Annotated in this window: 9 protein-coding genes and 2 pseudogenes; 6 read left to right on the top strand and 5 right to left on the bottom strand. The window is 76.5% G+C overall.

The genetic code is table 11. The annotated features are described in order from the left end of the window. Positions 1-7: 7 nt before the first annotated feature. Positions 8-934, bottom strand: coding sequence for an MBL fold metallo-hydrolase (locus ACIRST_RS22025; RefSeq protein ID WP_402803730.1), 927 nt, complete (start codon positions 932-934; stop codon positions 8-10). A 227-nt stretch (positions 935-1,161) separates the two neighbouring features. On the opposite strand from ACIRST_RS22025, the pseudogene ACIRST_RS22030 reads away from it, so the two are divergent. Then, positions 1,162-2,170, top strand: a pseudogene (locus tag ACIRST_RS22030) (AraC family transcriptional regulator). 51 nt (positions 2,171-2,221) lie between these two features. Here the strand turns inward: ACIRST_RS22030 and ACIRST_RS22035 are convergent. Next, on the bottom strand, positions 2,222-2,632 hold the full coding sequence (locus ACIRST_RS22035) for a PPOX class F420-dependent oxidoreductase (RefSeq protein ID WP_402803732.1): 411 nt from the start codon (positions 2,630-2,632) through the stop codon (positions 2,222-2,224). 185 nt (positions 2,633-2,817) lie between these two features. Between ACIRST_RS22035 and ACIRST_RS22040 the strand changes: the two genes are divergently transcribed. Next, on the top strand, positions 2,818-3,270 hold the full coding sequence (locus tag ACIRST_RS22040; protein WP_402803733.1) for an iron chaperone: 453 nt from the start codon (positions 2,818-2,820) through the stop codon (positions 3,268-3,270). A gap of 62 nt (positions 3,271-3,332) precedes the next feature. Here ACIRST_RS22040 and ACIRST_RS22045 read toward each other — a convergent pair whose 3' ends face one another. Beyond that, positions 3,333-6,326, bottom strand: coding sequence for an ATP-binding protein (locus ACIRST_RS22045; RefSeq protein WP_402803735.1), 2,994 nt, complete (start codon positions 6,324-6,326; stop codon positions 3,333-3,335). A gap of 142 nt (positions 6,327-6,468) precedes the next feature. On the opposite strand from ACIRST_RS22045, the pseudogene ACIRST_RS22050 reads away from it, so the two are divergent. Further along, positions 6,469-6,819: pseudogene (locus ACIRST_RS22050) on the top strand (VOC family protein); the annotation flags it as partial. Further along, positions 6,808-7,272 (top strand): pyridoxamine 5'-phosphate oxidase family protein, encoded by a 465-nt coding sequence (locus tag ACIRST_RS22055; protein ID WP_402803951.1) that lies wholly within the window; start codon positions 6,808-6,810, stop codon positions 7,270-7,272. The pseudogene ACIRST_RS22050 and the gene ACIRST_RS22055, both read left to right, overlap by 12 nt. A gap of 144 nt (positions 7,273-7,416) precedes the next feature. Here the strand turns inward: ACIRST_RS22055 and ACIRST_RS22060 are convergent, their stop codons facing one another. Then, positions 7,417-9,609, bottom strand: a complete 2,193-nt coding sequence (locus ACIRST_RS22060; RefSeq protein WP_402803737.1) for an MMPL family transporter — start codon at positions 9,607-9,609, stop codon at positions 7,417-7,419. Positions 9,610-10,041: 432 nt separating this feature from the next. Here ACIRST_RS22060 and ACIRST_RS22065 point away from each other — a divergent pair, with 432 nt between their 5' ends. Then, the gene (locus ACIRST_RS22065) at positions 10,042-11,346 is read left to right on the top strand and encodes a sensor histidine kinase (RefSeq protein WP_402803739.1); all 1,305 of its coding nucleotides are present in this window, start codon (positions 10,042-10,044) and stop codon (positions 11,344-11,346) included. After that, the gene (locus ACIRST_RS22070) at positions 11,343-12,041 is read left to right on the top strand and encodes a response regulator (RefSeq protein WP_402803741.1); all 699 of its coding nucleotides are present in this window, start codon (positions 11,343-11,345) and stop codon (positions 12,039-12,041) included. Before ACIRST_RS22065 ends, ACIRST_RS22070 begins: the two co-directional genes overlap by 4 nt. Positions 12,042-12,136: 95 nt before the next feature. On the opposite strand, the gene ACIRST_RS22075 is transcribed toward ACIRST_RS22070, so the two are convergent. Then, positions 12,137-12,970, bottom strand: a complete 834-nt coding sequence (locus ACIRST_RS22075) for a hypothetical protein (protein ID WP_402803743.1) — start codon at positions 12,968-12,970, stop codon at positions 12,137-12,139. Positions 12,971-13,222: the final 252 nt, after the last annotated feature.

Consider the following 13,222-nt stretch of genomic DNA (forward strand, 5'->3'; position numbering starts at 1 on the left):
CCGGGTGTCAGCGCGCCCAGTCGGCCGAGAACCCCGCCCCCGCGCGGCCGACCCGCGCCGCCCCCGCCCCCGCGAAGTGCGCCGGAATCACCAACTCCTTCTCCGCCGCCGCCCGTTCCAGCACCCGCAACCGGCTGGCCGCCGCCTGCACCGGGTCCAGGCAGAAGCAGCTGCTGCAGCTGGGGTGCGCCAGCTGCACCGGCGAGTGCATCACGTCCCCCACGAACACCGCCCGTTCACCGCCGGACTGCACCCGCAGCACGGACGAGCCCGGCGTGTGCCCCGGCGCCTCCTCCAGCACCAGCGCCGGGTCGATGCGCAGCGAACCCGACCACTCCTGCGCCTGCCCGGCCGCCAGCACCGGGGCCACGCTGTCCTCGAACACCTGGTGCCACTCCGCCCACCGCACCGCCTCCGCGGTGTCCTCGGCCCCCGCGGCGTCACCGCCGCGGGGGCCGTTCCCGGCGGCCGGGTCGAAGAACGCCCGGTCCGCCGCCGGCAGGTAGTACACGGCGTTCGGGAACGTCGGGACCCACGCCCCGTCCCGCTCCACCGTGTTCCACCCCACGTGGTCCGCGTGCAGGTGGGTGTTCACCACCGCGTCCACGTCCTCCGGCCGCACCCCCGCGGCGGCCAGAAGCTCCGGGAAACGCCCTTCGAGCCGGTGGAACAGCGGCGTCGCCGGCCGCTCGCGCCCGTTGCCCACCCCCGTGTCCACCAGGACCGTCCGGCCGCCGCTGCGCACCACCCAGGTCTGCAGCGCGCCGATGTAGGCGCCGGAGGCCGGGTCGTAGTGCTCGGGCGCCAGGGCGGCGGCGTCGGCGCTCCAGGCCGGTTCGCCGAGCTCGGGCACGATCTCCGCGGCCGGCGCGAACGGCCCCTGGAACTCCAGCACCCGGATGATCTCCACGTCCCCCAGTACGATCCGCTCCACGGCTCGCCCCCTCCATCTGTCGTCCGTCGGTCCGGTGTTCGGTGTTCGGTCTTCGGTCTTCGGTCTCGGTCTTCGACTTTCGGCGTCCGACCTTCGGCGTCCGACCTTCGGTGACGAGCCTAGGGAGGCCGGGTGAGCCGCTCAATGCGCCAGTGGCTCGCTCCGATACGCGAACGGCTCATCACCGGCGTCCCGGCGGAGGCGTTCGGGGCGGTTACGATGGCCGGATGGACGTGGTCAGCGACGCGATCGCCGCCGTACGGGCGGGCCGGCCCGCCTCCAACCGGCTGCGCGTGGCGGGGCGTTGGGGCGCGCGCATCCCCTCCTACGCGGGCGCGGGCTTCCACGTGGTGCTGTCCGGCAGCTGCTGGCTGCTGGCCGACGGCGGCGAGCCGCTGCGGCTGGGCCCCGGCGACGCGGTGCTGCTGCCGCACGGCAGCGGACACGCCCTGTCCGACGGGGAGTTGACCGCCGCCCAGGCGGCGCGCCTGCCGGAGCTGGACTCCCTGATCGGCCCCCGACGGCGCCCCGGCAGCGGCCCGGACGCCGCCGGTGCGGACGCGTCCGGTGCTGATGCTGCCGGTGCCGGTGCCGGTGCGACCGGTGCGGGTGCTCCCGATCCGGGCGCTCCCGGTGCGGCCGACCTGCTGTGCGGCAAGTACCGCCTCGACCACGGGCTCGGGCACCCGCTGATGCGCGAGCTGCCCGAGGTCGTCCACCTGCCCACCCGCACCGGCGAGCACCCCGAACTACGCGCCGCCGTCGACCTGTTGAGCAGCGAACTGACCGCCTCCCGACCCGGCGGCGAACTCGCCGTACCAGGCCTGATCGACCTGCTGCTGGTCTACCTGGTGCGGGCCTGGACCACCCGGCGCGGCGCCGACGGCTGGGGCCGCCGCACTGACCGACCCCGTGGTGGCGACCGCGCTCGCCGCCGTCCACGAGGACCCGGCCCACCCCTGGACGACCGAGACCCTGGCCACCCACGCCGGCGTCTCGCGCGCCACCCTCACCCGCCGCTTCACCACCCTCACCGGCCGCCCCCCGATGGCCTACCTCACCTGGTGGCGGATGACCCGCGCCGCGGGCCTGCTGCGCAACACGGCCGACCCGCTGGAAGCCGTCGCCCGCAAGGTCGGCTACGCCAGCCCCTACGCGCTCTCGCACGCCTTCGTCCGCCAGTTCGGCACCACCCCCGGCCGCTACCGCGCGGCCCGTACCGACCTCGTCGCCTGACCGCGCCCGCGGCGGCGGTCATGTGGTGGCGGCCGGTCAGGTGGCGGCCGGTCAGGCGGTCGCGGTGCCGAGCACCTTGGTGGGGGTGATGCGGACGACGACGCGCAGGACCTCCGCCGGGAGGTCGAGGTACTCCCGGCCGGCACCGGGACCCTCGTACTGTTCGGCGAGGGCGACGGCGACGGCGCGGCCGGTGTCCTCGGTGACGGTGGCCAGGCCGCGTATCTCGACGTAGCGCAGCGGGTCGGCGGGGTCGTAGACGGTGAGGCTGGCCCGGGGGTCGCGGCGCAGGTTGCGTTCCTTGCGGCGCCCGGCGGCGGTGGAGACGAGCAGGTCGTCCCCGTCGCGGCCGATCCAGACCACCGAGGTCTGCGGGCCGCCGTCCGGGTTGAGGGTGGCGAGGACGGCGGGGATCGGCGCGTCGAGCAGGGCGCGGACGGATTCGTTCAACGTGGTGGTCATCGGGCGAGGTTATCCGTCGTCAGGCCTGGCCCACACCGGGGGCGGGCCGGGGCTCGCCGTCCGTGGGTCCGCCGTCCGTGGTGCTTTCCGTGGTCAGCACGGAGGCGGTCCGTACAGCGGGCCGGGCACGATGTGATCACGGCGATCGGGTCCGACCGGGGCTGACGAGACGACAGGGGCTGACCATGACCAGCAGTGCGACCGACAGGCACGAGGGCTTCTCCGCCGAGGAGCGGGCGGCGATGAAGGACCACGCGCAGGAGTTGAAGAAGGCCGCGCGCAAGGCGTCCAAGGAGGAGAAGGCCGCCGAGGCGGAGCGTGACGTCCTCGCCAAGATCGCCGAGATGCAGGCGAGCGACCGGATCATGGCCGAGCGGCTGCACGCCATCGTCGCCGCCGTCGCCCCCGGCCTCGCGCCCAAGCTCTGGTACGGGATGCCCGCGTACGCGCTGGACGGCAAGGTGGTCTGCTTCTTCCAGAGCGCCGAGAAGTTCAAGTCCCGCTACGCCATGCTGGGTTTCAGCGACCAGGCCCAGCTGGACGAGGGGCCGATGTGGCCGGCCTACTACGCGCTGACCGAGGTGACGGCGGAGGTCGAGGAGCGGATCGCCGCCCTGGTGAAGCGCGCCGTCGGCTGACGCGTCGGCGGGTGGGCGGCGATCCGGCGGGCGGGGCGGCTGACGCGTCAGCGGGCGGGCGGCTATCCGGCGGGCGGCGGGGCGAGGCCGAGGCCGGCGAGTGCCGACCGGCCGGCGGGGCGGTGCTCGTCGCCGGCGAGCAGCAGGGTGCGCGCCGCCTGGTAGGGGCAGCCGGCCGCGTCGAAGGCCGCCGCGACGGCGGGCAGTCGAGCCGGGTCGCCGTCCAGCAGGGCTTGTGCCCGGTCGAGTTGGGCGGAGGCGGCCGGGTTGCCGTCGATCACGGCGCGGGCCGCGGCGATCCGCTCGCGGGCGTCCGGGTGGCCGGCGAGCACCGAGGCCTCCGCCCGCAGGGCGACGTACCAGTGCAGCCAGACCCAGCAGACCCACTTCCACACCTGGTCCGGTTCCGGTGCCAGGCGGTTCAGGGCCGCCTGCGCGTCGCCGTGGTGGAGCAGGACGACGGCGTCGAACACCGCGCCGTGGCCGTGGCGGTGGTCCAGGACGGGGCCGGCCCGGTCCGCGACGGCGAGCCAGGCCGCCCGGGCGTCGTGGTCGCCGCGCAGCCCGTGGACCATCGCGACCGCCGCGGCGGCCGGGCCGAGCACGAACGACCGTGGCCGGCCGCCCCGTTCCCACGCGTCGAGGAACGTGGCGCCGCCCGGGAGCACCGCGTCGGCGCGGCCGGCGAACGCCTCGGTGACCAGGAGCCAGGACGTGGCGTGGTGGCCCGCCTCGGCCAGCAGCGGGTGCTCGGCGAGCTTCCCGCTCCACCGGCGGGCCTGCGCCAACTGCCCCACGCCGAGGGCGTTTCCGGCGGCCATGGCGAGGGCGTCCACCAGCTCGTGCGTCCCGGCCGGGGTGCGGGGCGCGCCGGCCAGGACGTCGATCCGGCGGCTCGCGGCGGCTGCGGCGCCGAACGGTTCGCCGGCCCAGCTGCGGGCGCCGGAGAGCGCGTCGAGGGCGGCGGACTCGGCGACCGGGTCCCCGGTGAGGCGGGCGAGTTCGACGGCGCGTTCGGCGTACCCGACCGTCTCGTGCGCGGTGTTGTCGGCGTCGCCCTGGACGGCGCCGTAGGCGTCCGCGACGACCGCGGCCTCGGCGAGGGCGACGGCCGCCCGCGCGGCCGGGTCCGCCGGGCCGGCCAGCTCCCGCGCCTGCGCGAGCAGGGAGTTCACCTCCGGCGTCCCGGGGATCCGGGCGAAGGTGCTGGAGAAGCGGTACGCGACGGTGGCGGCGGTGGCCAGGTCGCGGGCGGCGCCGGTGGTGTCGCCGGCCTGCAGGGCGGCCTCGGCGGCGGCGCGGTGCAGGCGGAACATGTCCTCGCCGCGTCTGCGGCAGCCGGCCACCCCCGCGGCCTCGCGCAGCGCGGCGGCGGCGTCGCAGGTGGCGTCTCCGGTGGCGGTGATGGTGGCGGTGCCGGTGGTGACGTCGGAGGTGTCCTCGGTCGGGCCGGCGAGTGCGGCGGCCTGTTCGAAGCGCTGCTGTGATTCGCCGAGCAGGTTGGCGTCGAAGGCGAGTGCGGCCAGGGCGAGGGCGAGCCGGCGGGCCGGTACCCGCTGCTCCGGCCGGTCGGCGGCCCAGGCGAGGGCGGCCCGGAGGTCTTCGGCCAGAGCGTCGAACCGGGCGCGCCGGTCCGGGCCAGCCGGGCGATCGGGATGGCCGGGGTGACCGGGGTGGTCCCGATGGTCCGGATGGTCCGGCTGGTCCGGCTGGTCCGGGTGGTGGCGTCCCGTCAGGGCGGTCGCACCGGCCAGGCACCACGCCAGGTGGCGGGAGCGGACCTCGGCCGACTCCCCAGCCCCGTCGAGGCGTTCCGCCCCGTACTGCCGGATGGTCTCCAGCGCCTGGTAGCGGGTGCCCGCCGCGTCGTGCGTCACGGCCAGCAGGCTCTGCTCGGCGAGCCGGCCCAGCCCGTCGGCGACCTCGGCCGGATCCAGCGGCGCGAACCCGGCCACCTCGGCCGCCGCCTGCGCGGTGAACGGCACGACGAAGGCCGACACCCGCCGCAGCAGCACCCGGTCCCGGGGTTCGAGCAGGTCGTGGCTCCAGTCCAGCACCGCGCGCACCGACCGGTGCCGGCCGTCGGCGCGGGGGCCGCCGGCCAGGATCCGCAGCTGGTCGTCGAGGCCGGCCGTGAGGCCGTCGAGCCCGAGCGTGGGCCAGCGCGCCGCCGCCAGCTCGATCGCCAGCGCCATGCCGTCGAGCCGTTCGCACAGCGCCGCGACCTCGCCGAGCCGCTCCCGGTCCGGGGCCCGGCCGACGGCGGCCGCCCGCGCCGTGAACAGGGCGACCGCGTCCGAGTCGCCGCCGCCGACCCGCGACAGCGGCGGGACCGCGAGGACCCTTTCGAAGGGCACCATCAGCCGGGCCCGGCTGGTCGCGAGCACCCGCACCCGCGGACAGGCGGTGAGCAGCCGTTCCACGAACGGGGCCACGCCGTCGCGTACGTGCTCGCAGTTGTCCAGCACCAGCAGCGCCGCGCGGTCCGCCAGCGCGGCCACCACCGCGTCGTCGACGCCCCGGCCGGGCTGCTCGCCCGCGCCCACGGCCGCCGCCACCGCCGCGCCCACCCGCTGCGGGTCGGTGACGGGGACGAGGTCGACGAACCGCACGCCGTCGGCGAAGCCGGCGGCCAGTTCGCCCGCCACGGCCAGCGCGAGCCGCGTCTTGCCGACCCCGCCCGGGCCGACCGCGGTCACCTGCCGGTGGGCCCGCAGCGCCTCGGCCAGCTCCGCGCGCTCGCGCGCCCGGCCGACGAACGCGGTCAGCGGCGCCGGGAGGGCGGGAGCCGGTTGGACGGGCGCCGGTTGGACGGGCGCCGGGCTGGGCTGGTGGGCGGAGTCGGCCGAGGCGCTGCGGGCGGCGGCGGGCGCGGCCGTGCTCCGGGCCAGCGCCCGGCGGTCCGGCAGCTCCAACTTGCGCAGCAGCGAGGAGACATGGGACTCGACCGTGCGGACCGAGATGAACAGCTGCGCGGCGATCTCCGCGTTGCTGAGGTGGTCGCCGAGCAGCGCGAGCACGTCGGCTTCCCGGGGCGAGATCAGTGGAGTCGACACCGGCTCATTATCGGTGCCGGCCAACGGAGTTCCGTACCGGGTTCCGTGGTCGGCACGGAGGCGGCGGGCACTCCGGGCGGGCGAGGCTGTGACCACGGCGATCGGCCATCAGGGCGCGGTCCCGCGACGAGAGGAGTGACCCGTGACCGGCTCCGCCACCCTCGGGATCAGGACCGTCCTGTACCCGGTGTCCGACCTGGCGGCGGCCAGGGCCGTGTACGCGGCCCTGCTCGGAACCCCGCCGCGCACCGACGAGCCGTACTACGTCGGCTTCGAGGCCGCCGGCCAGCACATCGGGCTGCTGCCGGCCGGCGGGCCGCAGGGCCTGACCGCGCCGCTGGCCCACTGGCACGTGCCGGACATCGGGGCCGCCGTGGCCGCGGTGACCGCCGCGGGCGCCACCGTGAAGGAGCCCGTGCACGACGTGGGCGGCGGACGGCTGGTGGCCACCCTCGTCGACCCGGACGGCAACCCGATCGGCCTGCTGCAGGAGCCGGCCCACGGCCCGCGCTCCCGCGCCGAGCGCCGCCGTGACACCGAACGCCGGCTCGCCGAGGACGTCGACCTCTGGCTCGCCAGCGCCTCGCCCGACGGCGCCCCGTACCTGGTGCCGCTGTCCTTCGACTGGGACGGCGGGGCGCTGCTGCTGGCGACGGTGGCGGACGGCCCGACCGGCCGCAACCTGGCCGCGGGCGGCACCGCCCGGCTGACCCTGGGGCACACCCGTGACGTGACGGTGGTCGAGGGCACGGTGGAGGTGCTGGCGATGGACGCCCTGCCCCGGGAGCGGGGCGACCGGTTCGCGGCGCGCACCGGTTTCGACCCGCGCGGGCTCGGTACGGCGTACCGCTGGTTCCTGGTCACCCCGCGCCTGGTCCAGGCCTGGCGCGAGGCGGACGAGCTGGCCGGCCGTGAGCTGATGCGCGACGGGCGCTGGCTGGACTGACGGGCGGCAGGGCCGTCCGGGGGCGGCCGGGGGAATGCGGGCGAGAGGACGGCCGGGGGCGGCCGGGGGAATGCGGGCGAGGGGGCGGGCAGGGCCCGCCCCCTCGTCGGTGCCGTGCCCCCGCCGGTTCGGGGGCACCCGCTGTCAGGGCACCGGGATCCGGGCCGGCTCCGGGGCCCCGGCGGCCGTGCGCTCGTGGCGGGCGGTGCGCACGGGCCACCACAGGGCGCGGCCGAACAGGGCGGCGACGGCGGGCACCAGGACCAGGGACAGGACGACGGCGGAGAGCAGGATGCCGAGCGTCATCGCGAAGGCCACCTGTTCGCTGCCCGGGGTGGTGGCCAGGGTGGCGAAGGAGCCGGCCAGGACCAGGCCGGCGGTGGCGACGGCGGGAGCGGTGTGCCGCACGGCGCGGGCGACGGCCGCGCGGGCGGGGCCGGGGTGGCGCATCTCCTCGCGGATCCGGTCGGTGATGAGGATGTTGTAGTCGGTGCCCAGGGCCACGACGAACAGGAACAGCACCAGCGGGAGGGTGAAGCTGACGCCCGGTTCGCCCAGTCCGTGCTGGAACAGCAGGGTGGCGGCGCCGAGGGTGGCGGCGAAGCCGAGGCCGACGGAGAGCATCAGGACCAGCGGGGCGAGCAGGCTGCGCAGGAGCAGCAGCAGGATCAGCGCGATCAGGGCGGCCGCGACCGGGAAGACGACCGCCAGGTCGTGGTCGACGGCGGTGGCGACGTCGGCGTAGATCGCGGCCGTGCCGCCGACGTGGGCGGTGGTCCCGGGGGGCGTGTGGGCGGCGACGGCGGCGCGCACCGGGCCGGAGGCCAGGTCGCGGGCGCGCTGGCTCTGCGGATCGGCCTTCAGGTAGAGGTCGATCCGGGCGGCGCGGTGGTCCGCGTTGAGGACGGTGGCGCCCACCGTGCCGACGCCGTCGACCCGGGCCACCGCCCCGGCGAGGTCGTCGAGCCGTCCGGGGGTGAGGGCGGTGCCGTCGGTGGCGAGGACGTAGACGCTCGTCGGGTCGGAGACGCCGGCCGGCAGGGTGCGGGAGATCTCGGCGGCGGTGACGGCGGCCGGGGTCTTCTCCCCGGCGCCGCCCACGCCGTAGTCCATCCGGATCCCGGCCGTGCCGGCGGTCAGGGCGCCGAGCAGGGCGACGGCGGCGAGCAGCAGCGGCAGCGGGCGTCGGGCCACCACCGCGCCGAAGCGGGCGGCGAAGCCCTCGCGCGGCTGTCGGCGCAGGCTGCGGGAGGGCCAGAACATCCCGCGGCCGCAGGCGGCGAGCAGGGCGGGCATCAGGGTGAGGCTGCCCAGCAGCATGACCAGGACGGCGACGGCGATGGCCGGGCCGAGCGAGCGGAACTGGCCGAAGCTCGCCACGCCGAGGGTGGCGAAGGCGGCGACGATGGTCAGCGCGGCCGAGGTGATCGCGGTGCCCACCCGGGCGCAGACCTGGGCGGCCGCCTCGCGGGCGGGCTGCTCGGGCCGGGCGCGCAGCTGCTCGCGGAAGCGGAAGAGCAGGAACAGCAGGTAGTCGACGCCGATGCCGAGCAGCACCACGGCGACCAGTCCGGGGGTGCCGGCGTCGAGCTTGAGGCCGGTCAGCATCGCGGCGCCGGCCACGGCACCCTGGGCCACGCCGCCGATGAAGGCGACCGCGAGCAGCGGCAGCAGGGCCGCGAGGACGCTGCGGAACACCAGCACGTTGAGCAGGACGATCAGCCCGGTGACGAGTGCGCCGCCGACCGTCGCGGCGGTGCGGTTGGCGTCGGCGGTGTCGACGGAGTCGGCCAGTCCCCCGGTGAACCCGGTGCGCATCCCGGCGTCGGCGAACTGCGCCCGGGCGGCGTCCCGGAAGGTCCGGTAGACGCCCTGGACGCCCTCGTCGGCGGCGTTCCCGGTCAGTTCGACGGCGAGGAGTTCGAAGCCGCGGTCGGGGGCCACCATCGCGGGGGCGATCCGGGGGGTCTGCGAGCGGTCGGGGACGAGGAAGGCCGGATCGTCCTTCTTCCGGGGCATGACGACCCGGCGCTGGGCGAGCTTCGCCGCCTCGGCCTCGATCCGCTGCTGGTCGGCGGCGGCGAGGGGCTTGCCATCCGTCCTGGCCACCAGCACCGTGACCGTGGTGGCGTCGGGCCTCGCCCCGAAGTTCTCCTCGGCGATCCGCAGTGCGGCGGCCGAGTCGTAGCTCCGGGGCAGGAAGTCCCCGGTCTGGGACTGGGTGACGCGGGAGAGCAGCATCGGGCTCAGCAGGGTCAGGGAAATCCCCAGCAGCACCCAGAGGGTGATCACCTTCCACGGGTTCCTGGTGGCGTATCCGGTCAGTGCGCGGATCACGAAAATCCTCCGGCGGTGGACGCGAGCGTCCGCAGGTCGGTCTCGGCTCCCGGGGGGGTTCCCGGGGCGGCTCCGGGGGTTCCCGGACGGGTTCCAGACCATCACCCGGAGCATGCCCCGGACGTCCTCGCGCGGGACGATCCGCACCGGGGCCCCGGGTCCCCGGCCGGGGCCGGACCCGGGACCGTGGTCCTGGTCCGGGGCCGGCGATCGGCCGTGGGGACCATGCGGGGGCGGGGTGGACCGATGCCAGAATGGCGTCATCGCAGCTGATCAGTGCCGGTCCGGGACGGTCGTCCGATGGCGGACGGTCGTCCGGGACGGTCGTCCGATGGCGGGCGGTCGTCCGGGACGGTCGTCCGATGGCGGACGGTCGGTCGCCGGCGGTGGCGGCGCGGGTACGGCACGGGAACGACACGGAGGGGAACGGACATGGGCGGGCGTCAGCGCCTCGTGGCGGACGCGGGGCACGGGGTGGCCCCCGGCCGGGGGCCCGGCGCGGCGGCGGACCCCTCGTCGGATGCCGACGGCGCTCCGTGGAGCAACACCGACGCGCTGGTGGCGGCCGTCGCCTGCACGATCGACCTGCTCGGCTACCTGGTGTTCAACGGGGAGAGCGTCGACCGGGGGGCGAGCCTGCCGGGCTTCCTCCTGGTCGCCCTGGCGGCCCTGCCGCTGCTCGCCCGGCGCAGGCGTCCGGTCGCGGCGCTGGCCGGCGTCCTGGTGCTGGGGACCGCGGCCGACCTGTCCGCACCACCGCCGAGCCCCCACTTCGGCGCCGTCCTGGCGGTCGCCCTGTACACGGTGGCCACCGCCGTCCCCGTCGCGCGGACGGCGGTGGCCGTGGCGGTGGCGTCGGTGCTGACGGTGCTGGGCCAGAGCAACCTGCGCATGCCGACCTGGCAGGCCGCCGTCAGCGCGCCGGCCGCCGCCCTGCTGGCAGCCGGCGCCGGCGTCGCGATCGCGCGCTGGCAGCGGGAGGTGGAGGCCAACCGCGGGCTGCTGGCCGACCGTGCGGTGGCCGACGAACGCCGCCGCATCGCACGGGAGTTGCACGACATCGTGGCGCACCACATCACCACCATGCAGCTGATGGCCGGCGGCGCCCGGGCCAACCTCGCCAACCCGGAGGTGGTCCGGGAGGCCCTGGTCACCCTGGAGTCCTCGGGGCGGCTGGCCCTGCGCGAGATGCGCCAGCTCCTGGACGTGCTGCGGGCCGGCGACGAGCCGGACGCCGGCCTGCCCTCGCCCCAGCCCGGGGCGGAGGACCTGGACCGGCTGGTCGCCGAGTCCCGCCTCGCCGGGCTGCCGACCGACCTCGACGTCCACGGGCCCCGGCGCCCGCTGCCGCCGACCGTCGGCCTGACGGTGTTCCGGATCGTCCAGGAGGGCCTCACCAACGCCCGCAAGTACGCGGGGCCCGCCCGCGCGAGCGTGCTCCTGACGTACGGCGCGGACCGGGTCACCGTCGAGGTGCGCGACGACGGCGGGAGGGGCGGCGGGAGGGGCGGCGGCCTCGACGGAGACACCGCGCAGCCCGGCCGGGACACGGCGGCGGGCGGGAGCCGGGGCGGGTACGGCCTGATCGGCATGCGCGAGCGCGTCGCCCTGCACGGCGGCACCCTGGAGGCCGGCCCGCGGCCGGCGGGCGGCTTCGCCGTGGTGGCCGAGCTGCCGCTGGCCCCGGAGGAGACGGCCGACGCGGCCGTCCAGCACGGCACGGCGGCGGCCCGGTGAGCGCGGCGGCACCGGGACCGGGCATCAGGGTCCTCATCGCGGACGACCAGCCGCTGGTGCGGCGCGGCCTGTCACTGATCCTCTCCCCCGACCCGTCCTTCGAGGTGGTGGGCGAGGCCGAGAACGGGGAGCAGGCCGTCGCCGCCGCCCGCCTGCTGCGCCCCGACGTCGTGGTGATGGACATCCGGATGCCCGTCCTGGACGGGGTCGACGCGACCCGCGAGCTGGCCCGCGCCCTGCCCTCCTGCCGGGTCCTCGCCCTCAGCACCTTCGACATGGACGAGTACGTGGTGGCGGCGCTGCGCGCCGGCGCCCACGGGTTCCTGCCCAAGGACGTCTCGCCGGAGGAGCTGGGCGCGGCGATCCGCACCGTGCACACCGGCGAGGCGGTGGTCGCCCCGCGCCTGCTCACCCGGCTGATCTCCACCTACGTCCGGGCTCCCCTCGGCGCCCCGCCGCCCGTCGCCGACACCGGCGGGCTCACGCCCCGGGAGGTCGAGGTGTGGCGCCTGATGGCCACCGGCCTCGACAACGCCGAGATCTCCCGGGCCCTGGACATCAGCCTGTCGACGGTGAAGAACTACATCACCAGCATCTTCGGCAAGCTCGACGTCCGGGACCGCGCCCAGGCGGTCATCGCGGCCTACGAGTCCGGCCTGGTCACCGCCGGGGCGGGCGGCGGCCGGGCCGGGTAGCGGGGGGCGGGGTAGCGGGCGGCGAGGTCAGCGGGGGGGCGGGGGCGGCGGGGACCGGGGGCGGGCCCGGGCGGGGGGGTGGAGCCGGGCGGGGGCTACGGCGTCCGGCGTGTTCGGCGGACCGCCGCCCGGAAGGACATGCCCCGGTCGTGCCACATCATGCCCGTGGACGCGCCCAGGATGATCACCACGCCGATCGCGATGAAGAACGACATCAGGGTGAACACCACCCCGATCGGCCCGTACTCCTGCTCGTTGCCGATGACCATGCCCGAGAAGGTGAAGTGGAAGACGAGCAGCATGCCGATCCAGAACCCGCCGGTGGCGACCGCGCACGGCAGCAGCCGGCGCCAGGCGACACGCCCGCCCAGCAGGAACCACATCGTGAACCACCAGAAGAGGATGCAGACGGCGACGCTGATGATCCACCACAGCACCGGCTGACTCGCGTGGAACGTGTGGCCCACCAGGGCGGCCAGAGCGAGCCAGCCCACCACCACGGCCAGCCAGACCAGCGCGCGCAGCCTGTCCCAGGCGTGCTTGGGCAGCTGGAAGACCCGCTGGTACAGCTGCTGGATCGAGACGGCGGCGGCGAGGCCGCCCCCGATGAAGAAGACCCACGACAGGCCGGTGACCGCCGAGGACGTGGTCGAGGAGGAGGCGAACAGGTGGCCGACGTCGGCGGAGGCCTCCGGGCTCAGGCCCAGCCGCGACGTCAGCCCGGCCACCGCCGACCGCCCGGCCAGGGCTGACACCACCAGCATGAACGGGACGGCGCACAGCAGCAGCGTGGCGGCCAGCACCATGGCCTGGCTGAGGAAGTCCACCGCGTCCAGCCGCCCCCACAGGTTCTCGGCCCAGGAGCCGAGGTACTTCGCCTTGCCCCACTCGGCCGCCCGCCGGGCCTGACGGGCCTGCCGGGCGGTCATCCGCTCGGGCGCCCCCTGCGGCGGGTCCGACGGGGGCGGGCCCGACGGGGGCGGTGACCCCGGCGGCGGGGGCTGGGGCTCCTCCCCGCGTGCCTCCCCGTGGGTGTCGGGGAGCGCGTCGGGGCGGGCGTCGCCGTGCTCACCCCTGTGCTCGCCCTCCGGCTCTCCCGGTGTCCTGTCCCTCGCGTGCATGGTGCATCCTCCGGCGGCCGCGCCGACCCGTGGCCTGCCGGGACCCGTCACGCGGTGCGC

This window comes from Kitasatospora sp. NPDC101447, from assembly GCF_044767225.1.
In the GTDB taxonomy this organism is placed as follows: Bacteria; Actinomycetota; Actinomycetes; order Streptomycetales; family Streptomycetaceae; genus Kitasatospora.

Excerpts from the sequence above, each read along its gene's own strand:
- ACIRST_RS22035 (WP_402803732.1), bottom strand. The coding sequence starts at position 2,632 with ATGACCACCACGTTGAACGAATCCGTCCGCGCCCTGCTCGACGCGCCG.
- ACIRST_RS22040 (WP_402803733.1), top strand. The coding sequence starts at position 2,818 with ATGACCAGCAGTGCGACCGACAGGCACGAGGGCTTCTCCGCCGAGGAG.
- ACIRST_RS22065 (WP_402803739.1), top strand. The coding sequence starts at position 10,042 with ATGGGCGGGCGTCAGCGCCTCGTGGCGGACGCGGGGCACGGGGTGGCC.
- ACIRST_RS22075 (WP_402803743.1), bottom strand. The coding sequence starts at position 12,970 with ATGACCGCCCGGCAGGCCCGTCAGGCCCGGCGGGCGGCCGAGTGGGGC.